Source organism: Leptothoe sp. ISB3NOV94-8A (assembly GCF_043421595.1).
Taxonomy (GTDB): Bacteria; Cyanobacteriota; Cyanobacteriia; order Phormidesmidales; family Phormidesmidaceae; genus Leptothoe; species Leptothoe turfae.
The window spans coordinates 5,219,641-5,239,619 of sequence record NZ_JAXSQW010000001.1 but is presented as its reverse complement, the minus strand read 5'-3'; the positions used below and the strand labels follow the sequence as shown (position 1 = coordinate 5,239,619).

Here is a 19,979-nt window from a genome sequence, read left to right as displayed (position 1 = left end):
ACAATATTTGGTGAATAAGTGAAAAAGCCCCATCACTCTTATATCTCCAGTTTTAACAGCGGATCTCGACAGTGTGTAGCGTGCTCAACCGTCGGATAGCCGTACCTGAATGGAGCAGATACACCATAAAAACAGAGGAGACCCGGAGACTACGCCTATCTCAAGCATCCCGTATTGCTGCTACCTTCCGGTCCTGACAAGATTTGGGCGTTGCGATCGCATAGATCCGAGTCACTTACTAGCATAGCACCGTTTTCCCACACCTATCTAAGAGGACTTTGGTACCTGGCGTAAAAACTCGATTAGATTGCGGAAAAATTTAGGACTGAGCGGCTCTCCAGATTCATCTGTAAAAATTGAGTCAGGCGTATCAGCTGCCTCTGAAAGCATCATGGGTACTTCCTCAGCCAGCCCAATAAAGATTAAACGAAATGCAATACGCTGAACTTCTTCAATGGGCAGCATCAAGCCCTGAGCAATTTGACTAAGGGATTTTTTTTCATCCATCAGCCGCCAGACACTCCACTCCGCTTGATTAATACGTACATTAGGCTGACCGCGTATCAGACTGACTAAGGCCGACTGCGGGTGGGGTAGTTTGTCTTTAAAGGCTGTCCAATCTTTCAAAATACGCAGTCCTGGCAAAACCACCTCAGTAGCAACGACACTGAGGCCAGTCATTTCCACCTTAGGCAGGGGCGCATCCGGGTCAAATGTAAAATAACCATCTGGCACTTGGAATAAATCACAAATCTGACGAATGACTTGAGCCGCGAACAAGATTTGTAATTGCTTGGGGCTTAAGACTCCTTGAGCACGTAAAAATCTTCCCAAAGGTTCATCCACAGGGCAACGACGAATCAACCGCTCTATCATCGTGGTGCTGAGGTAACGACGATGGTTAATTAAAGTAGCGAGACAGCGACAATCCAACCGATTTGTCACCGTGACAATACGACCACGATGAAGCCATATGAAATAGAACTTAGGTTGTGCTTGACCAGGAGTCGTTAGTCCCTGAATAGAAAGCAGTCCCGTCTTTTTGCCATCTTGCAAAAGCTGGAAAACCTCTGGCAGTGAAATATCTGAGAGATAACCGTTGACAGACATGCTGTACGATAGCGACGATACGGCATTAGCGTTGCGCTATTGAACAGCATATATCAACCAGAATTGTTCTGGAGAATTGCTTTAATTGCAGCCTCCTGACCATCGTACAAATCAGGGGGACTACACCAATAGCGCTTGAAGTTCACCCACAGCTCGCTTTACCTCAAGGTTCAAGATGCCTTTCTTAACCATGCGGGTAGCTAGCACCAAAAAAACAGCTTCTTCTCCACAGTTACTCAAAATGCAGTAACCGGCTTCTCCATCAATCGCAATCTGACTGACTTTGCCCCGCAATAGCTCACTACCTATCCTCTCCCCTAAGGAGACAAGGGCTGCCGACATCGCTGATACTCGCTCTTCATCCATGTGGCTTGGTAGCACAGCCACCAAGGGTAAACCATCCGGCGTGACTAAGGCTACCCCTTCAATATCATTTGTGCCACTGACAAAATTATAGAGAGCCGCTTGGAGTTTAGCCGCATTGATGGCCATAATTTACTTCGTGAATCACCCAACGTATCTACGAACAACTATGATATAGCGTCCTCAGTAACAGCACTTGAGAGCCATTTCATAAATGAATATTTTCTCGAACTTAACTAGTAGCACCTGTCGGCACATCTTCTAAATAAGTTCCGCATAAGTTCCGATGAGCTTATTACTGCATGCGATCTATCGTACGGTACTGAATCGCTTCAGCTATATGGGTAGACTCTAAACTGTCAACAGCAGCAAGATCGGCAATTGTGCGAGCAACTTTTAAGATCCGGTCAGTGGCACGGGCTGACAACCCCAGCTTACGCACTGCGGTTTCTAATAAGGTGCGTGATGAATCGTCCAGTTGACACCATTGACGCAGATGCCGACTTTCTAAATCGGCATTGCACTGTAGCTTAGGTTCACTCGAAAACCTAGATTGCGATCGCCATCGAGCCAACTCCACACGCTGACGCACTGGCTCTGACGGTTCGCCCGACTGATATCCGGTGATTTCTTCAGGCTTTAACCGACTCACCACTACTTGCAAATCAATCCGATCCATTAAGGGACCTGACAATTTAGCCCAGTACTGTTCTCGGCTACGAGGTGTACATGTACAAGGCTGTACAGTATCCCCAAAAAAACCACAGGGGCAGGGATTAGTACTCGCTACCAACGTAAACTGGGCTGGAAATTCCACAGACTGACGCGTACGCGCAATGCTTACATAGCCATCCTCCAAAGGCTGCCGCAAAAACTCCAGCACCTTGCGATTAAATTCCGTCAGCTCATCAAGAAAGAGAATACCGCGATGGGCCAAAGAAATTTCTCCTGGCTTTGGAAATGTTCCACCCCCCACCAAAGATGGCCCCGATGCAGAATGATGAGGACTACGAAACGGTCGCTCAGTTACTAATGTCCCCTTATCTTTAAGCAGGCCAGCCACTGAATGAATTTGAGTAACCTCCAGAGCTTCTTGAAAGTTCAGAGGCGGCAAAATAGTTGATAGGCGACGGGCCAACATGGTTTTACCGCTACCAGGAGGCCCTACAAATATAAGGTTATGACCACCTGCCGCTGCAATTTCTAACGCTCGTCTTGCCTGAGCCTGACCTTTGACATCCCGTAAATCTACTGCATGGGGTTGGGCTTTAGCCAGAGATTCACAGCCATCGATAGTAAGTGGCATCCGCTCGCCAGGATTATTCAGAAAATCGACAACATCAGTAATCACCTTAAAACCATAAACCGCAAGACCCGGTACCACTGCCGCCTCTTGGGCATTATCCTCTGGGACAATTAGACCCTTGATCCCCAATTGAGGCGCTGCTGCTGCCATTGCCATCACACCCGCTATCGGTCTCAAGCTGCCATCAAGCGATAGCTCACCTAAAAGCAAATACCCATCTAAACTCTCTTGACTGACTAGACCAGACGCCGCCAAAATGCCAATGGCAATAGGCAAATCATAGATAGGGCCTTCTTTTCGAACATCAGCAGGCGTCAAATTTACTACAACTTTGCGCATCGGAAACGGAAAACCCGCATTTTTTAGTGACGCCTTCACACGCTCACGTGATTCTTGCACAGCCGCATCAGGCAAACCCACTATGGCAACACTCGGTAGGCCTCCTGACAAATCCACTTCCACACCAACTTTTAAGGCATCAATACCGATTAAAGACGCACTCCAGATTCTTGCCAGCATGGTAGTCTCCTACATGTTTACGTAGAATGCCCAAGCATATAAATAGTGCGACTTGACCAGTGCAATTTGGGTAACTGGTTTGATCAGAAAACTACATACTATAAATACTTTAGTATTCTCGATGAATAGAGACTAAGCTGCACACCATCGGTTTCAATTAAAAATGTCCCCTATCATTGAGGTGTTTGAACTGGGCCGGTCAAATTGAATTGAATTGTGTAGTCACTTCCGGCTAAAGAGGCCCTGATTAGGACTAGGATCACAATTATGAACCATGAAATATGGTATCTGCATACTAGACAGTTGAATGACAAATGTGACTCTCCATCGATGTCCAGAGAAGCGATGCCTGCCACATCCCTTACACATATAAATCAGTTTTAAGAAATCATGCTGACGACTTCCAACTCCGCTGACGTCGCCATAACTATGCGCGAAAAGCAGCTCGCAGATGAGCACATGCAGGATGTGGAACTCTTATTAGAAAACATGTTTCTACGGGAAGAAGCAACGTTACAGCTTGTTTTGGACCGCCTCTATGACATCGGCTCCAATAACCTCATAAATTATCGCGTCAAACCTCGTCATCTCAACCGCCTCATGAAGTGGATCGCTCGTCTCACCAAACCAGCATTCCACTATTTGGCTGTGCGCTGGTCAAAAAAAAATTGCCCTAAATTAATCGCCGATTGGTTATATAGCCAAGTTCAGTTTCCTAAACCACCTGTAGGCAGCTAAACAGTTCTCAGAAAGTTAGGTTAAGAAAAATCGTCCATGGGATACAGCTAATACCTTTGGACAAAGAATATTCATCACACACAATTTAAGACTCCCCCATCTCTTCAAAATCTTCGCCTTCTTAAGGCATCACTAACCCTTACAATGCGAAGCGTTGTGCCCATCAACGCACCATGAGTGAAGACACAATTTTTAGCAAGATTATTCGCAAAGAAATACCTGCAGATATCGTTTATGAAGATGATCTTTGTCTAGCCTTTCGCGATATCAGTCCCCAAGCACCTACTCACATATTAGTTATTCCTAAAAAGCCCATTCCCAAACTGTCAGACGCCGTGGTTGAGGATAAGGAGTTACTGGGCCATATGTTACTAACTGTAAAGGAAATTGCTGATGCCGAAGGCTTGAGTAACGGATATCGAGTAGTTATCAATACTGGCCAAGATGGCGGACAAACGGTCTTCCATCTCCATATGCATCTATTGGGTGGACGTTCATTAGCTTGGCCACCCGGATAAATTCTCACAATGAGCAACCAATCATTTTTTACGTAGAAATGTGTCGATCCAGGAAGTTTCGTATCGTACCCCTACAATGCGCTAAGCATATTTACTAATCTTATAAACGAGTCTTCACTCACTTAATTTGCCGCAGAGATTAAATTATTTATCTTTGTTTGCCTTCACAGTGATGTTGACTCATGTTCATAACTTCTATCATCACTATGACTTCTACTTTGCAATCCCGTGAACGGGCTGGCATGTGGGAGCAGTATTGTCAGTGGGTTACTAGTACTGACAACCGCATTTATGTTGGTTGGTTCGGCACTTTGATGATCCCTACTCTGCTAGCTGCCACTGCTTGTTTTGTCATCGCATTCATCGCTGCTCCTCCTGTTGATATTGACGGTATCCGTGAGCCCGTTGCTGGTTCTTTACTACTAGGCAACAACATCATTTCCGGTGCTGTAATTCCTTCTTCCAACGCTATCGGTCTACATTTCTACCCCATCTGGGAAGCTGCTTCTCTAGATGAGTGGTTGTATAACGGTGGCCCTTACCAGCTGGTCATTTTCCACTTCCTCATTGGCTGCTTTGCCTACATGGGTCGTCAGTGGGAACTGTCCTACCGCTTGGGTATGCGTCCTTGGATCTGTGTTGCTTACTCCGCACCTTTGGCGTCTGCAACTGCAGTATTCTTGATCTACCCCATCGGTCAGGGTTCGTTCTCGGATGGTATGCCTCTGGGTATTTCCGGTACCTTCAACTTCATGCTTGTTTTCCAAGCTGAGCACAACATCCTGATGCACCCCTTCCACATGCTCGGTGTGGCGGGTGTCTTCGGCGGGTCTTTGTTCTCCGCAATGCATGGTTCTCTGGTAACGTCCTCCTTGGTTCGTGAGACCACTGAGACTGAGTCCCAGAACTATGGATACAAGTTTGGTCAGGAAGAAGAGACGTACAACATCGTTGCAGCCCACGGCTACTTCGGTCGTTTGATCTTCCAGTATGCTTCCTTCAACAACAGCCGTTCCTTGCACTTCTTCTTGGGTGCTTGGCCCGTTGTTTGTATCTGGTTCACCGCGCTGGGCATCAGCACCATGGCCTTCAATCTGAATGGCTTTAACTTTAACCAGTCTATTTTGGACTCCCAGGGTCGTGTCGTTAGCACTTGGGCTGACGTGATCAACCGTGCCAACCTAGGTATGGAAGTAATGCACGAGCGTAACGCTCACAACTTCCCTCTAGATTTGGCTGCTGGTGCTGAAGTACCTGTTGCATTGAGCGCTCCTGCAATCAATGGCTAAGTACTTTAGTCTTGGCTAAGTTGTAAGGCATAAGCTAAAAAAGAGGGGCTCCGTAAAGGAGCCCCTCTTTTTATTGATTTATAGCTTGATTGACAGCTAACTCACACCCTCCGCATGAAGAAGATGACGCACCAAACTTAAGCTAGCCTGACAGACGAATCAGTCAAGATTTGCCTAACCTGAGCGTGGGTTAAGTTCGGGTTTGCATCCAGCATCAGAGCAACTACACCAGCAACGTGCGGTGTTGCCATAGATGTTCCACTAGAGAAACCGTAGGTATTATTGGGTGTTGTGGAATAGACACGAACCCCTGGAGCAACTACATGCTGGAGATCGCTATTATTGCCAGGGCGATTGGAGAATCTAGCAATATCTTGATTAATATCAACAGCGCCTACAGAAATACCATACTGTGTCGCATATCGGGCCGGATTACCTGGGAACGGTAGCCCATTACCATTAGCATCCCCATTACCAGATGCACTCACCGTGATGACATTATTGCTAGCAGCATAGGCTAAGGCAGCTTGTATCTCCGGCGAATCAGTCCAGCCGAGGCTCATATTAATCACATCAGCACCGTTATCTACTGCGTAACGAATAGCTTGGGCCAGATTACCAGCATTAAGGAATCTGCCACCTGAAACATCTCCCATACGAATCGCCATGATGCTGGATTCATGGGCAACGCCTGTCACACCTATACCGTTATTAGCAGCGGCGATGGTGCCTGCCACATGGGTACCATGGCCCTGGCCCGGATCGTTGGTTCCAGGCAAAACGTTGTTATTGTTTTGCCCCACGCCAAAGTTCCAACCGTTGATATCGTCGATGTAGCCATTGCCATCATCATCGACACCATTATTAGGGATTTCGTCAGTATTGACCCAAATGTTATCGCGCAAATCAGCATGATTAATATCTACCCCTGAGTCAATAACAGCGACTACCACTCCATCGCCGGTATATCCTCGAGCCCAGGCTTCCGGTGCATTCACCAAATCAAGGCCCCAGTTATTACCCCCTAGATTTGCAACATCAGGCAGGGAAGTAGCCTGGCCCAAAGCACGGGCTACGGCATCCGCTGCATTAACCAGCCCATAACCGTAGACATTGCTAAATGACGATGGGGATGCTGTCAATTCAGCAGCATTCAACGTCAAACGATAGTTAGTGTTCGCAGTTGCATAGGGAAAGACACGAATATAGTAGGTACCTGCCGCTAAAGACCGATTGATTGATTCAGAACTTGAACCCGGTGCCCAAGACTGCTCAACCAACTGTCCAAGGCTATTGAATAGCTGTACATCGGCATCCGCACTTAGCCCTGTGAGTTCTAAGCTGAAGTTGCTATTTTGGCTAAGGCTAAAGCGATAGAAATCGTTGGCATCGCCATTGCCGATAAAGTCTTGAAAAGACCGGCTGCTGCCCAGCGTGCCAATATTACGAGCAGTCCTAAAGGTATTCCCTGCATTGTCTGGTACTGATAGCACGTTAGCAGCCACTGCCAAACGATAGTTTGAATCTCCTCCGGCTGAGGAGACTCGAATGTAATAATCACCAGCATCTACAGCCTGCGTCATTTCCTCTGATGCTAGACCTTCACCATAGGAAGCTTCCAGGACTTTGCCATCACGATTGAGCAATTCGATATCCGCATTTGCCGTGAGGCCAGTTAATGCCAGCCTTAAACGACTGCGCTGCGTCAGGCTAAAGCGGTAGTAGTCATTTGCATCCGCTGCGCCCACAAAATCTTGAACTGTTTGATTACTACTCAAGACACCAAGATTATGGGCTGTTGTGAGCGTATTCCCAGCTCTATCAGCCTGCTCAGTAGCTATTGCATCCTCTTGTGTTGCATAGCCGCCGTTGAGCAAAGTATCGAGGGAGCCATCTATATTGCTTGTGAGTGCTCCCACCAGTCCCGTTAGCCAATCACCATCTGCCAAGGAACCGGATGAAGAGTCAATAGTTTGCTCGGACAGGAATTCTGCCCTTCTGGCCAACCCATTCCTCAACGTTTGATTAATGGAATCTAAAAACTCCTCATTCGTAATAGCAGTTAGAAAATCTGCGGTTTGATCCAAATTTATAATGTCAAGTGCTTCAGCCAGCTGAGTTAAGTTCTCTGGAGCAGGAGCGATAGTTTGTAAACGCTCTTGCACAAAAGGAGTAACATCAGCACTTAGCAGCTGTGTGAGATCGGCAGCAAGACTTTCAGGAGAAAACGTCTCATTCAAGAACGCCATAGTTCTTTACTTACAAGCATTTTTGATACATCAAGTGAAATCAGTAGATGAAACAGACATTCCCATGTGCCATATATTGCAGACGGGGCAATCCAGACAGCAAGGTTAACCAAAACAGCTAAAACTGGCTTTTGGAAACCCACAAATCTGTCAAAATAATATTTTGCTGAAAAGTTTATTCTTATACGCAGATTAGCACGCTCAAAAAAAGTTCGCCTTGCGGCTTTATGCAGACATAGCCGTAGAAACGAGCAAAAAAGTTCCGGATTTTACTAATCTTCGAAAAAATTTGGTCTAAAAAGTTCTGATGCAGGTCAATCCTGTTAGATCAATACAGGGAATCTAGTCTTTCTAACTGCCAAAAATCTTTGTCGGCACCATTGCCACCTACCTGTACAACAGACCAATTTCGCCAAGTCCATTGCGCTCCACGCTTAGCAATATCGCTAACGGTCTCATTCACTAGGTCGGCCAGTTCTTGCGTCGTGATTAGATATCCGTGTTCAGCCAACGTATCGGCCATTTGCAAACGGTTAAGGATGTGGCTAAGCCGCTGTAACGTATCGCCAGCTTCAGTATTCATTTGATTCTGTCGGTCTGGAGCCTCAGCTGCAATGCGATCGCAATCCGCCTCTTCACTTTTCGGCCCATTGTCGGCTGTACGGGTCGATGACAATTGCTTACTCGCTAAGACTTTAGCCGTAAGCTGCTTTAAGCGAATTGATTGCTTATGGGAGTAGGCACGGGCAATTTCATCGCAGCGTTCATTGCCCACATTACCTGCATGCCCTTTCACATAACGCCAATCAATGTCAATGCCTTGGGACGTTGCTAGATCCTGCTTTAATTTATCCAACGTCATCCATAGGTCTTGGTTCAGCACCGCTTTGCCAGCAGATGTTTTCCAACCTTTGCGTTTCCAACCTGACATCCACTGGGTGATGCCTTGGATCAAATATTTACTGTCGGTATTCAGTTCTATGGGGCTGTCATAGTCGTTGTGTTGGAGAAACTGAAGTGCCGCGATCGCAGCCTGCATTTCCATGCGATTATTCGTCGTCCCCGAGGCGTGTCCTCCCATTTCATGCACTTGCCCATCAACAAAATAAATCACCGTCCCCCAGCCCCCTGGCCCAGGATTTCCTGAACAAGCACCGTCGGTGTATACCGCCTTAATTGTAGGCAAATCGGTCATCGTGAAATCCTTCAAGTACAGGGGAAATGGGGAGTCGGGTATGAGCTATGGCTCGATCATTACACCCAGCAGATAGTTGCCTTAAAAACCCTATGCATCATAGCGGTGATTTACAGGATTGCTCATTAAATCCACAGAAAAATCCCCCATGGAGAAATATTGCCAAAGCAATCTCCAGTCCCCATTGCCCCCTTCTGACCTTTCTTTTAATCACACTGATAAGTAAAACTTTGTACGCAGAGCTCTAAAGATATGGGATAAGGATTACAGGGTATTGTCAGAAAATGCCCAGGAGCACGTATGAAGGACGAAGGACAATGAAAAAATTAATGCGCGGTCTGCGTCAGTTTCAAGATACCTACGTTCCTTCCCATAAGAAACTAATGGCGACCCTGGCCAAGGGTCAAAGCCCCAATACTTTATTTATTACGTGTTCCGACTCGCGAGTACAACCCGAGCTCATTACCCAAGCTGAACTCGGTGAACTATTTGTCATTCGTAATGCAGGCAATATCGTTCCTCCTTTTGGCGCTACCAATGGTGGTGAAGGGGCGACCATTGAATATGCTGTCAAGTCCTTAAACGTTGATCACATCATTGTTTGTGGTCATTCTAGCTGTGGTGCCATGAAAGGACTGCTACAGATCGGTCAGCTGGAAGAAAAAATGCCTTTGGTCTACAACTGGCTAATCCATACAGAAGCTACCCGTCAGCTGGTTGAAGACAATTACAACGACTTAGAAAAGTCTGACAAGCTGGATATGCTGGTGGCTGAGAATGTCCTCACGCAAATCGAAAATCTGCGCACCTATCCAGCTGTTCGCTCTATGCTCCATAGAGGCAACCTATCTCTCCATGGCTGGATTTACAACATCAATGATGGCAGCATCTTAGCCTACGATGCTGAGCGTCATGCTTTTGTTGCACCCTTTAGCAATCTAGGCAAGGCCCTCAATAATAATGGAAGTGCCCATGCTGTATCCCATATGCCAGGGGAAAATCGGTTGGCACGAACACAGGCTGAGAGAATTTTTAAGGGTTCTTACTAAGCCCCCAATCTCTAAATGGGTTCTTGACCAGGTTGGAATTGTAATACCGAGGATCTCCCGTTACCTCCTGGCCAATCCAAGTGGGCAGCTCTATTGTTTGCCCAACGTGGCTTAATTCTACTTCCGCCAGAATTAAGCCCTGATTCTCCCCTAGAAATTCATCAACTTCCCAAACGACTGCTGCCATTGGGATTCGGTATCGGTTTTTCTCGACAAAAGGCTTTTGGCATAGTTCTGCCAGCATTGCCTGGGCATCAACGGTAGGAATTTCGTATTCAAACTCCGAGCGACTCATACCCACTACGGGGCCTTTTAGGGTGAGATATCCCTGCTCGCCAATAATCCGTACCCGCACAGTTTGTTTTCCCTGGGTAGCAACATAGCCCTGGCAGTAATAATGTCCCTCCGCCAAATCACGCCAGGTGTCGCCCTGCACCAGAAACTTCCGTTCGATTTCTTTAGCCATTGAATTTCCGTTCGAGACGTAGGGACGTTGCGTGTAGGGGCATTCCATGGAATACCCCTACACGTATATATTGTCATTTTCTCAAAAATAAGAATGCATCCACCTCGCGTGGGGTGGGCTGCCCTGCGATCGCACCCGATCGAGTTGTCGTCAACGCTGCCACCGCACTGGCATAGCGAACGACGTCATGGGCACAATCAGCATCCAGTAAACAGCTGCGACCTAAGAGACATAACTTATGTAAAAAACCGGCAACAAAGGCATCACCCGCACCAGTGGTGTCTTCAACATCCACATCAAACCCAGGCACGTGACCACTGTACCCCCCCAGATAATAGCGACAGCCAGCGGCACCAGCAGTCACCATAACACCTTCCAGATAAGGGCGTTGGGCGGCGATTGCCACCGGATCTGTCGTCTCCAATAACCACTGCGCCTCAGTATCCGATAGCTTTAGAAAGGATACGTGTTTAAGTAAATCCATCACTAGACCCATTGCCTGGGCAGGGTTTTCCCAAAACATAGGTCGCCAGTTAACGTCTAGGACGACTCGACCATTTTGCTCTTGCATCCATTCCACAGCCTGCAAAATAGATTCTCGCGTTTGGGAATAGGCCAAACCTAGGGTGCCGATCACTAAATATTTGGTGCCATGGAACAAGCGGGGATCGATGCGATCGCAAATCACATGGGCATCTGCGAAACTAGCTGGATCAGGCAATGAAAACCCAGCAAACGATCGCTCTCCCATCTCATCGGTCAGCACATAAACCTCACGGGTGGGAGCTGTCGGATGAGATTGCAAACCACGCGATCCCACCTGTAGGTCCGACAGCAACTGAGCCAGGGCCTGCCCCCAAGAGTCAACGCCTACAGCACCAATAAATTCTGTCGATGTTCCTAACTTAGCCAAACCACAGGCTACATTAGCCGGTGCCCCACCAGGTAATGACAGTTTTTTCTCCCGATCGCTTGACCAGAAACTATCAACCAGAATTTCCCCTAGACATATAACTGGACGCCCTGGATTACTCATCCCTGTCTTTGGCCCCAATACTCCATCACACGATGACTGCCTTAATGTAGCCTCTCGCCGAAAGTATAAGGTACTAGCAGACCCAGAAAATCATTTTTACCCAGTATCCCTATGCTGAACGCACTTTGAGCAGCGGGCAAATGCACCTTAGACTAATTAATATAATCGGCTCAACACGTAGCTAGACAAAGCTTCCAGTGCGCGCTTAGGTTCAGACTGAGGTAAATCAGCCAGGTTATGAACAGCCTGTTTAACATGCTGAGAGGCCAGCTCCCGTGAGCGTTCAATACCACGACTAGCCTTCACCAAGGCCATCGCCTCATCAAAGTCTCCGCTTTGAGCGAACTCTCGCTCAATTAACGTAGCCAGATAAGGCGTTTCTTCCATGGCATAAAGCACTGGGGCTGTCAGGTTACCACTCAGCAAGTCAGAACCAGCAGGCTTACCCAACACTTCCTCAGAACCGGTAAAGTCCAAAATGTCATCTACCACCTGAAATGCCAGGCCTAAGTTCCGCCCATATTGATAAAATGCCTCAGCCAGAGAGTCAGAAACCTCACTCAAAACACCCGCCGACTTACAGCTATTAGCAATGAGTGATGCTGTCTTGTAATAGCTCTTCATCAAGTAAGCATCAATGGAGAGTGTGGTGTCGAACTTATTTAACCCCTGCTGGATCTCACCTTCAGCTAAATCCATAATCACGCGGGACAGCAATTTAACAACCGTTAGATTGTCTAAATTTGCTAAGTGCCATGACGATTGAGCAAATAAGAAATCCCCTGCCAAAACCGCCACTCGATTATTGAAACTACTGTGGACAGTAGGAACACCACGTCTCAATGACGACTCATCGACGACATCATCGTGTACCAGACTGGCGGTGTGAATCATTTCAGTAATCTCAGCCAGGCGAAAATGCCGAGCTGGAATATCTGCCTCCATCACCGTAGCCCGTGAAAGTAGAAGCACAATAGCAGGTCGAATCCGTTTCCCTCCGGCCCCAAAAAGGTGCTCTGCAGCAGCGTAGAGAATAGGATGCCGAGCACCGACCAGCTGCTTTAAATTATCCGCCAATAGCCTGAGATCGGCTTCGACGGGAGCAAACAGCGATGTTGTTGAAGTCATGGGAGAAAATGCTCAGACGGCTTGATTACGAAATTTTAAGTAATCCATATTCATTCTAAGCTAACGACTCATTTGGTGTCGTAAATCCATTTAGAAAATGTAGAAACACCTTTTGCTTCAGTACTTTGCAGTTCTCAAAGCACCACACCCCATAAAGAGTTCCATCTGGCCAGCATTGATTAGATATTTTTATTTCTTTTTTTTAATTAGGTCTATGTGAATAACAAATTCTTATGTTAAGCTAAGGACTAGGAATTAGAAAATTTCATAGCAAGCTCAATAGTTGGTGTTAGTAGCTTTGTTCTAGTAGTTGGCTTCTGACTGCTAGTAGTGCTTGAGTCATCCGCCGATGTGTTGCAGTTGTCTGGGGTAGTTGATACCCATGGCAGGCAATGTCTATAAGAGTATGGCAACTGTTTGACCCAACCCATGGCTGAGTCAAACTTGTAAGGTCTCGAACAGACAGCTAGAAAATTTATCGGTGCATGTATGCCCTAGATGCGTACGGAGTGACGAGCGATACTGCAATGCGTATGGTGCTGGGTGATTCTTGTATCAAGGCTTTTTGATTATTGGGAATCTTGCATAATTTTCGAACTAGCTGCCCCGCTGTCAGTTTTTGCTGGCTGCCTGTTTGGCCTGCGAATCGTCCTTGTTGCTCCTCTCTCACTGGCTACGTCCATGACTCATCCCTTAACCCCCCTGCTGATATTGCTGCTTGCCACTAGTTACTTGTTAATGGTCTACATTCTTTTCACGGCTGTTCAACGCTTTGTCAGGCGTAGAGAGCAAATGTTGAAATGACTTACAGGTTCAAGTAATGGGTTTTTGCCATTTCATCCTTGTCCCTGATCAGGGTTTAATAATCTCTAGATAAAAAACCTTTTAATTTATGTTTATTTTTAGCAGATGGTCTGACCACGTTAGTGGTCAGACCATTGTTTTATGACACCCCTCCAGTCAGCAACGGTATAATTTTCTTCCTTCTGAGATTTATTGCTTATTGCACAGCTTCCAGATAACTTCTGCCAAGTATATATTCCCGAAAACAACTTAGAGAGGTAGCATAGACAGAAGTTTTAAGCAGTAGGCACCCAACAATTTGAGTTCAGCCCCTGACGTTCCTGCCTCCAATATTTCAAACAGTGATATTAATCAGGCCAATGGGTCATTTCCAGCGAGCATTGTCCAATTAGACAGCGGCTTAACTGTTATTCACCAAGAAATAGCAGCGACTCCTGTCGTCGTTGTGGACGTTTGGATTCGGGCAGGTGCTCGTTGTGAACCAGACACTTGGACAGGCATGGCTCATTTTTTAGAGCACATGGTGTTTAAGGGGACTGAGCAGATCTTGCCGGGCATGTTCGATGCAGCTATTGAGAGCCGTGGTGGTTTAGCAAACGCAGCGACAAGTCATGATTATGCTCATTTTTATATGACAGTGGCTGCCAATGACTTAGCCCATGCCCTCCCTTATCTTGCAGATCTGTTACTGCATGCAGCGATCCCAGCCGACGAGTTTGTAAGAGAACGACATGTAGTCATCGAAGAGATTCATCAATCTTGGGATGACCCTGATTGGATAGGTTTTCAAACGCTGTCGGAAATGATTTACGGGAATCATCCCTACGGACGTTCAGTATTAGGGTCTCCCGAGATCTTGCAAGAGCGCTCACCTGAAGAAATGCGGCAGTTCCATCGTACTCACTACCAACCTGAGAATATGCAGGTGGTGATTACTGGTGGCGTCTCCTTAGAGCGAGTGCTAGAACTAGTGCAGACAACGTTTCGTGCATTTGCACAACGAGAATCATGTCCGACAGCAGGGCTAATGTCACCCCCACGCCTGCTGACCAACCCTCGGCATACCTTAGCATTGCCTCGATTGGAACATGGGCGATTGATCATGGCCTGGCTAGCCCCTGGGATTGAGGACTTAGAATCAGCCTGTGGCTTAGACATTTTGGCGACAGTCTTGGCCGAGGGTCGGGTGTCGCGCCTGGTACGAGAGCTGCGCGAAGATCGTCAATGGGTAGATGAAATCGCAAGTAGTTTTTCGGTACAGAAGGACTGTAGTTTATTCGTTTTATCAGCCTGGCTTCCCCCCAATTATATAAAGGAAGTAGAACAGGTCATTTGCGATCGCATCGCTACCCTAGCTAACATACCGATTAGTGAGGCAGAGTTATCACGAGCCAAACGGGTATTATGCAATGACTATGCCTTTTCAATGGAAACTCCAGGACAGCTTGCTGGACTCTATGGATATTACGGCACTTTGGCTAAACCCGAACTTTCCCTGACCTACCCCAAACACATACAGGCATACTCTGCTGAACAACTGATGCCCCTGGCCCAGCAATACTTATCTCCACAGAGTTGTGGCACCCTTGCTCTAATTCCTGCCTAGCGCTACACTGCATCCTTTCCTGACAGACTTCACTACAACCTCTAACCACAACACCTGTGACTGTATCAACTGCCCCAAAGCAAAACTCCATCACGACCCATCTGGGCAACGGCCTCAAAGTTATTGCTATTGAAAATCCAGCCGCTGATATCGTCTCAGCACGTGTGTTTCTACCCGTTGGACAAGGCCATGAAACACCAAAAAATGCAGGTATTTTTAGCTTGCTCACATCCCTACTCACAAGAGGAACCACTCACCGCAGTTCCTTCGATATTGCGGAAGCTGTGGAATATGTAGGAGCCAGCTTAGGAGCCGATAGCGCTTCAGATTACAGCGTCGTCAGTGTTAAAACGGTATCCGCCGATTTTGAGGAAATCTTCAGCCTCGCCACTGAAATTCTGCAAGAGCCTAGCTTTCCTGAGAATGAAATTGAACTCGAACGGAAGCTGACGATTCAAGGTCTGCGCTCCATGCAAGAGCAGCCCTTTAGCGTAGCCTATAAGTTTTTTCGTGAAGGCATGTACGGCACCCATCCCTATGGGTTTTCTAGCATGGGAACTGAAGAAACCGTCATGGCCATTCAACGCGATGATCTTTTAGAGGCCCACCAAAAGCATTTTCGTCCCGACAACATGGTGGTGGTTATTGTTGGACGCATTGATCCTGAACGGGCTGTTGCTTTAGTCGATAAACTCATGGGCGATTGGGCTGTCCCTGAGTATCCTGCCCCTGCCCCTCAACTGCCAGGGCTCGAATCCCATGCTTATCGCATCGTCACGCCCCAAGAAACGAACCAGGCATTTGTGATTATTGGGTACCTAGCGGCCCCAGTCATGCACCCAGATTTTCCAGCCCTTAAGCTTCTGAGCACTCACCTAGGGAATGGCCTATCCAGTCGTCTATTTGTCGAACTACGGGAAAAACAGGGCTTGGCCTATGACGTTTCTGCGTTTTATCCCACACGTTTGGGCCCATCACAATTTGTCGCCTATATTGGCACTGCACCAGAAAATACATCCGTTGCACTAGACGGTCTTCAGAGTGAGCTGCGACGACTCTGCAAAGTTCCCCTCACCGAGCATGAGCTCCAGGTCGCTAAGAATAAAATGCTTGGGCAATATGCATTGGGTAAGCAGACTAATGGGCAAATTGCTCAACTGCTGGGTTGGTATGAGATTCTGGGGCTGGGCACTGAGTTTGACGACAAGTTCCAGGCTAATATCGCGGCAGTGACCATTGAAGACGCCCAAGAGGCAGCAAAGCGTTGCTTTGTAGACTCCTATATCTCGATTTTGGGGCCAGCTACAGCAGTAGAAGCGCTGAGATAAAGGACAAGGTTATAAGGTAAGGGCTCAGGGCTTGGCGGCATAGTCGCTGACATCAAATGTAATAGTTAAGACTTTATCTGACACAACCTGTAAACTCACACTGAATCAGGAGTGTCACAATGAATACCCAAGACAAGATCGTTAAGAACCGCTTAGGCCTCTTAAACCTAGCCAAAACACTCGGTAACGTATCCAAGGCGTGCAAAAGGCCGTGGCCAAGGACCTCAAACCGATTTACCAAGCGGCCACCCTGGCTGAATCAGAAGCCGTCCTTGATGCCTTCAGCGAACAATGGGATGAGGCCTACCCAGCTATCAGCCAGATCTGGATTCGCCACTGGGACAATGTCATTCCTATTTTTGACTATCCCATGGAGATTCGTCGAGTGATTTACACCACCAATGCTATCGAATCCCTCAATCGCTCCTTGCGTAAGGTGATTAAGACCCAAGCGATCTTCCCAGATGAAGCTGCTGTTTGCAGACTGATGTATCTGGTGATGAATCATATCGCGAAAAAATGGAATCGACCGATTAAAAATTGGCGAGCCGCCTTGTCACATTTTGCGATCCTGTTCCCAGAACGCTTTCCTCTCTAAACAAACCGCGTTTACACAAAATTCAGATCACTCTCGATATTTTTCCTTGGTTGTTATATCAAAAATATTATGGCTAGTATTGTTTAAGGACCTGGGTTAAGGCTCTTAAGAGAATACTCCATCTCTGGAATGAAAATTTATCTCAGGGGCATGGGCTTAAGTATCTTTTGTTGACTAATGTCGACAATTATCACAATGCCCGCACTGCATGTTTTGAGCTTCTGCTTCACAGCCGAACTGTATTAAAAGTCTCTGCCAGCGACACTTCCGACTAAAGAGATATTGCTTAGTCTCCTTCACGCTATCGACTGGTTTATCAGCTTTCGATGATTGCTCCACCGTCAACTGATAGTGAAACGGGTCTTGCCAAATCAACCGTCCCTGACCATGCAACAATGCTAGTGCTGTCGCTGCTTTCCCATTACGTCGCAACACCTCATCAATATGGCCAGATGCGGCTAATGACTTCCCCAACTGTTGTGCCTCTCGCTGTAGCTTCCGCGCACTCTCTGCAAAAAACTGCCAGCGTTTTTTATCCTCTGAATCCAGCCATCCTGTAGGCTCACTGACCAGTGTTAGCGCATCCGCCGGTTTCCCATCTCGCCCCCCACGGCCAATCTCCTGCACATACTCACTGAGCGTACTTGGCGCATGATAATGGCAGACCCATCTAACTTGTGGATGGTTAATCCCCATGCCAAATGCACTGGTGCATACTACAAACTGACAGTTTCCCTTTATCCACTCTGCTTCAATGCGCCGACGTGCCTCACTGGCCAGCCCTGCATGATACGCTGCCACTGCAAACCCCTGGGGGCGTAACCACTGGGTTAACTCTTCAGCAGTCCGGCGAGTGCGAACATAGATCAATCCTGCTTGATCAGGATGAGACTTTACAAACTGAACCATTGCCTGTCGTCGTCCCCTTGGGGTCCAAACCACTTTCACAGCTAAATTCAGGTTTGACCGATAGGGGCTGAGTTTGACCTCTTGAGGTTGTTGTAGATGCAACACTTCGCAGATGGTTTTCTGAGCCGTTGGGTTAGCCGTTGCTGTGAATGCTGCAATGGGTATCTGGGTGCCTGCGGATTTATGGGTCAGCAGCGCTGGTCTGACAGCACCGAGTCGTCGGTACGTGGGTCGGAAAGTGTCACCCCATTGGACCAGGCAATGGGCTTCGTCCAAAATCAAGCCGTTGATGATTACCTGGGGGTGACAGAGAATGTCCCAGACTCGTTTGCTGAGTAGTGTTTCAGGCGATAGATACAACAACCGCAACCGGTTTTGCTGCACCTGTTGCAGTATGTTTCGTTTCTCAAAGTTGGCCAGGGCACTGTGGATGCGTTCTGCGGCTAAATGGCGTTGCTTTAGCTCCTGAACTTGGTCCTCCATTAGTGCAACTAATGGAGAGATGACCAGGGTTATGCCTGTTTGCAATAAAGCAGGCAATTGGAAGCAAATGGATTTACCTCCACCGGTCGGCATGACAATCAGAGCATCCTGTTTGGCCAATAGTGTGCGAATGACTTCATCTTGTGGAGGACGAAAACTGTCGTAGCCCCAAATTGCTTTGAAGCGCGCTTCTACTTGCTGCCAGGACGTTTTTGTAATCATTGATGCACCCTTGAACTGGTCTTAGAGTGCCCGTTGAAAGTGAGCCTTACGTGTTCATCCCATGCATTGCAGCCAAGATCTGTGCTGACACAAACGGTAAAATCTCCTCGTCTTGGCTGTGCTCAGCCCCTTCAGTAAACACGACTAATAGATAGGGATGTGCCCCATCTGCCTCAATGTAAGCGGCATCATGGCGTACTTTACTCGTTAGTCCTGCTTTTGACCAAACCTTTGTCTCAACGGGCACACCCGCCCCTAAAAAGCCCGTCACCTGATTTTCTGGATCCGCAGCTAGTACTTTAGGATCCAGGTCGCGCTTCATCAGGTCCATCATGGTGTGAGACCTCTCTGCATTGACTGCCACCCCGCCAATAATGCTATGCAGTAACCGAGCAGATGCTTCGGTCGTCAGCATATTGCGGTTTTCATAGCCCTCGCCCAGAAATGCTCGCTCTCGACCGTAGGGACCATCACACCAAGTTTTTTGGTTAGCGTTAATGGTTGCTAGCTCAGGCCATTGCAGACTGGTTAGATAACGGTTGATCAAGTTTCGCTGTTGCTTCCAGGTTTCAAACGGTCCAGGGGGTAGCTCTGGGCCGCTTGTCGTACCCGTTAGCACATCAACGACATAGCCTGTTGCGTCGTTACTAGAGTCGATAATCATGTCCCGTAATGCTCGCTCTAGTTCCAAGCTTGTTTGGACCATGCCGCGATCTAACCACTCATGAATAGCCACCAGGTAAAACAACTTGATGACGCTGGCTGGGTAAATCCGCTCTACACCGCGATAGCTTGCCCCCTTTGGCTGTTGCTTCCAGAAGTTATCAGCACTTAGCGCACCCCCTGTATTGACAGTGTAGGGAGGCTCGTAAGCTAGCCAGGTAACCGCGATTTGATTTTGTGCCAGGTTAGGAAAACGAGCCCAGGTTAAATCGAGGATTTGGTTGAGTTTTTTCTGGAGAGCGTCGTTGGGCTGGAAGAATTTGGAGGTCATCGGGGAGAGGCGTTGTAAGGGCTTAGCTGTGAGTTTTAAGTTGTTCGCTTTTTATCTTGCTATACCTTG

General features: G+C 47.5%; 16 protein-coding genes, 1 other RNA gene and 1 pseudogene. 7 read left to right on the top strand and 11 right to left on the bottom strand.

From position 1 onward, the window contains the following. Positions 1 to 136 precede the first annotated feature (136 nt). The 4 genes from ffs to SPB21_RS22295 all read right to left on the bottom strand — a co-directional run bounded on the left by ffs (position 137) and on the right by SPB21_RS22295 (position 3,298). An RNA gene (ffs, locus tag SPB21_RS22310) (signal recognition particle sRNA small type) lies at positions 137 to 233 on the bottom strand. 34 nt (positions 234 to 267) lie between these two features. Further along, positions 268 to 1,110, bottom strand: a complete 843-nt coding sequence (locus SPB21_RS22305; RefSeq protein WP_163671248.1) for a DUF4388 domain-containing protein — start codon at positions 1,108 to 1,110, stop codon at positions 268 to 270. Positions 1,111 to 1,230: 120 nt separating this feature from the next. Then, positions 1,231 to 1,602, bottom strand: a complete 372-nt coding sequence (locus SPB21_RS22300) for a roadblock/LC7 domain-containing protein (protein ID WP_006516674.1) — start codon at positions 1,600 to 1,602, stop codon at positions 1,231 to 1,233. A gap of 166 nt (positions 1,603 to 1,768) precedes the next feature. Then, complete coding sequence (locus SPB21_RS22295; RefSeq protein ID WP_499867754.1) at positions 1,769 to 3,298, bottom strand: YifB family Mg chelatase-like AAA ATPase; 1,530 nt, start codon at positions 3,296 to 3,298, stop codon at positions 1,769 to 1,771. Between the two features lie 390 nt (positions 3,299 to 3,688). On the opposite strand from SPB21_RS22295, the gene SPB21_RS22290 reads away from it, so the two are divergent. The 3 genes from SPB21_RS22290 to psbA all read left to right on the top strand — a co-directional run bounded on the left by SPB21_RS22290 (position 3,689) and on the right by psbA (position 5,843). After that, positions 3,689 to 4,036 carry a hypothetical protein gene (locus SPB21_RS22290; RefSeq protein ID WP_163671250.1) on the top strand — a complete coding sequence of 116 codons (348 nt, stop codon included), beginning with the start codon at positions 3,689 to 3,691 and terminating at the stop codon, positions 4,034 to 4,036. 173 nt (positions 4,037 to 4,209) lie between these two features. After that, positions 4,210 to 4,554: a histidine triad nucleotide-binding protein gene (locus SPB21_RS22285; protein WP_499867753.1), complete on the top strand. Its 345-nt coding sequence runs from the start codon at positions 4,210 to 4,212 to the stop codon at positions 4,552 to 4,554. 206 nt (positions 4,555 to 4,760) lie between these two features. Next, positions 4,761 to 5,843 (top strand): photosystem II q(b) protein, encoded by a 1,083-nt coding sequence (psbA, locus tag SPB21_RS22280; RefSeq protein ID WP_499060702.1) that lies wholly within the window; start codon positions 4,761 to 4,763, stop codon positions 5,841 to 5,843. A 137-nt stretch (positions 5,844 to 5,980) separates the two neighbouring features. Here the strand turns inward: psbA and SPB21_RS22275 are convergent, their stop codons facing one another. Further along, positions 5,981 to 8,092 (bottom strand): S8 family serine peptidase, encoded by a 2,112-nt coding sequence (locus tag SPB21_RS22275; RefSeq protein ID WP_163699865.1) that lies wholly within the window; start codon positions 8,090 to 8,092, stop codon positions 5,981 to 5,983. 328 nt (positions 8,093 to 8,420) lie between these two features. After that, positions 8,421 to 9,287 (bottom strand): ribonuclease HI, encoded by an 867-nt coding sequence (rnhA, locus tag SPB21_RS22270; protein ID WP_163666469.1) that lies wholly within the window; start codon positions 9,285 to 9,287, stop codon positions 8,421 to 8,423. A gap of 317 nt (positions 9,288 to 9,604) precedes the next feature. Between rnhA and SPB21_RS22265 the strand changes: the two genes are divergently transcribed. After that, positions 9,605 to 10,336 carry a carbonic anhydrase gene (locus SPB21_RS22265; protein WP_499867752.1) on the top strand — a complete coding sequence of 244 codons (732 nt, stop codon included), beginning with the start codon at positions 9,605 to 9,607 and terminating at the stop codon, positions 10,334 to 10,336. Here the strand turns inward: SPB21_RS22265 and SPB21_RS22260 are convergent. The 3 genes from SPB21_RS22260 to sds form a co-directional block, all read right to left on the bottom strand. Further along, positions 10,320 to 10,802: a CYTH domain-containing protein gene (locus SPB21_RS22260; protein ID WP_163671735.1), complete on the bottom strand. Its 483-nt coding sequence runs from the start codon at positions 10,800 to 10,802 to the stop codon at positions 10,320 to 10,322. The two genes, SPB21_RS22265 and SPB21_RS22260, sit on opposite strands and share 17 nt — an antisense overlap. A 73-nt stretch (positions 10,803 to 10,875) precedes the next feature. After that, entirely contained in the window at positions 10,876 to 11,838 is a 963-nt protein-coding gene (locus SPB21_RS22255) for a carbohydrate kinase family protein (protein WP_499867751.1), read from the bottom strand. A gap of 156 nt (positions 11,839 to 11,994) precedes the next feature. Continuing rightward, entirely contained in the window at positions 11,995 to 12,966 is a 972-nt protein-coding gene (gene sds, locus SPB21_RS22250; RefSeq protein WP_163666475.1) for a solanesyl diphosphate synthase, read from the bottom strand. Between the two features lie 1,102 nt (positions 12,967 to 14,068). On the opposite strand from sds, the gene SPB21_RS22245 reads away from it, so the two are divergent. The 3 genes and pseudogenes from SPB21_RS22245 to SPB21_RS22235 form a co-directional block, all read left to right on the top strand. Next, a complete protein-coding gene (locus SPB21_RS22245; protein WP_490796107.1) occupies positions 14,069 to 15,376 on the top strand; it encodes a M16 family metallopeptidase in 1,308 nt (435 codons plus the stop codon). A gap of 56 nt (positions 15,377 to 15,432) precedes the next feature. After that, entirely contained in the window at positions 15,433 to 16,704 is a 1,272-nt protein-coding gene (locus SPB21_RS22240) for an insulinase family protein (RefSeq protein ID WP_163666477.1), read from the top strand. Positions 16,705 to 16,909: 205 nt separating this feature from the next. After that, positions 16,910 to 17,302: pseudogene (locus tag SPB21_RS22235) on the top strand (transposase); the annotation flags it as partial. Between the two features lie 174 nt (positions 17,303 to 17,476). On the opposite strand, the gene SPB21_RS22230 reads toward SPB21_RS22235, so the two are convergent. Both SPB21_RS22230 and SPB21_RS22225 read right to left on the bottom strand, forming a co-directional pair. Beyond that, on the bottom strand, positions 17,477 to 18,916 hold the full coding sequence (locus tag SPB21_RS22230; RefSeq protein WP_499867750.1) for a RecQ family ATP-dependent DNA helicase: 1,440 nt from the start codon (positions 18,914 to 18,916) through the stop codon (positions 17,477 to 17,479). A 46-nt stretch (positions 18,917 to 18,962) separates the two neighbouring features. Next, positions 18,963 to 19,910, bottom strand: coding sequence for a serine hydrolase (locus tag SPB21_RS22225; RefSeq protein WP_163666481.1), 948 nt, complete (start codon positions 19,908 to 19,910; stop codon positions 18,963 to 18,965). Positions 19,911 to 19,979: the final 69 nt, after the last annotated feature.

Coding starts and splice junctions, on each gene's coding strand:
- rnhA (WP_163666469.1), bottom strand. CDS start 9,287: ATGACCGATTTGCCTACAATTAAGGCGGTATACACCGACGGTGCTTGT.
- sds (WP_163666475.1), bottom strand. CDS start 12,966: ATGACTTCAACAACATCGCTGTTTGCTCCCGTCGAAGCCGATCTCAGG.
- SPB21_RS22265 (WP_499867752.1), top strand. CDS start 9,605: ATGAAAAAATTAATGCGCGGTCTGCGTCAGTTTCAAGATACCTACGTT.
- SPB21_RS22295 (WP_499867754.1), bottom strand. CDS start 3,298: ATGCTGGCAAGAATCTGGAGTGCGTCTTTAATCGGTATTGATGCCTTA.
- SPB21_RS22260 (WP_163671735.1), bottom strand. CDS start 10,802: ATGGCTAAAGAAATCGAACGGAAGTTTCTGGTGCAGGGCGACACCTGG.
- SPB21_RS22290 (WP_163671250.1), top strand. CDS start 3,689: ATGCTGACGACTTCCAACTCCGCTGACGTCGCCATAACTATGCGCGAA.
- SPB21_RS22255 (WP_499867751.1), bottom strand. CDS start 11,838: ATGAGTAATCCAGGGCGTCCAGTTATATGTCTAGGGGAAATTCTGGTT.
- SPB21_RS22305 (WP_163671248.1), bottom strand. CDS start 1,110: ATGTCTGTCAACGGTTATCTCTCAGATATTTCACTGCCAGAGGTTTTC.
- SPB21_RS22230 (WP_499867750.1), bottom strand. CDS start 18,916: ATGATTACAAAAACGTCCTGGCAGCAAGTAGAAGCGCGCTTCAAAGCA.
- SPB21_RS22225 (WP_163666481.1), bottom strand. CDS start 19,910: ATGACCTCCAAATTCTTCCAGCCCAACGACGCTCTCCAGAAAAAACTC.
- SPB21_RS22300 (WP_006516674.1), bottom strand. CDS start 1,602: ATGGCCATCAATGCGGCTAAACTCCAAGCGGCTCTCTATAATTTTGTC.
- SPB21_RS22285 (WP_499867753.1), top strand. CDS start 4,210: ATGAGTGAAGACACAATTTTTAGCAAGATTATTCGCAAAGAAATACCT.
- SPB21_RS22275 (WP_163699865.1), bottom strand. CDS start 8,092: ATGGCGTTCTTGAATGAGACGTTTTCTCCTGAAAGTCTTGCTGCCGAT.
- psbA (WP_499060702.1), top strand. CDS start 4,761: ATGACTTCTACTTTGCAATCCCGTGAACGGGCTGGCATGTGGGAGCAG.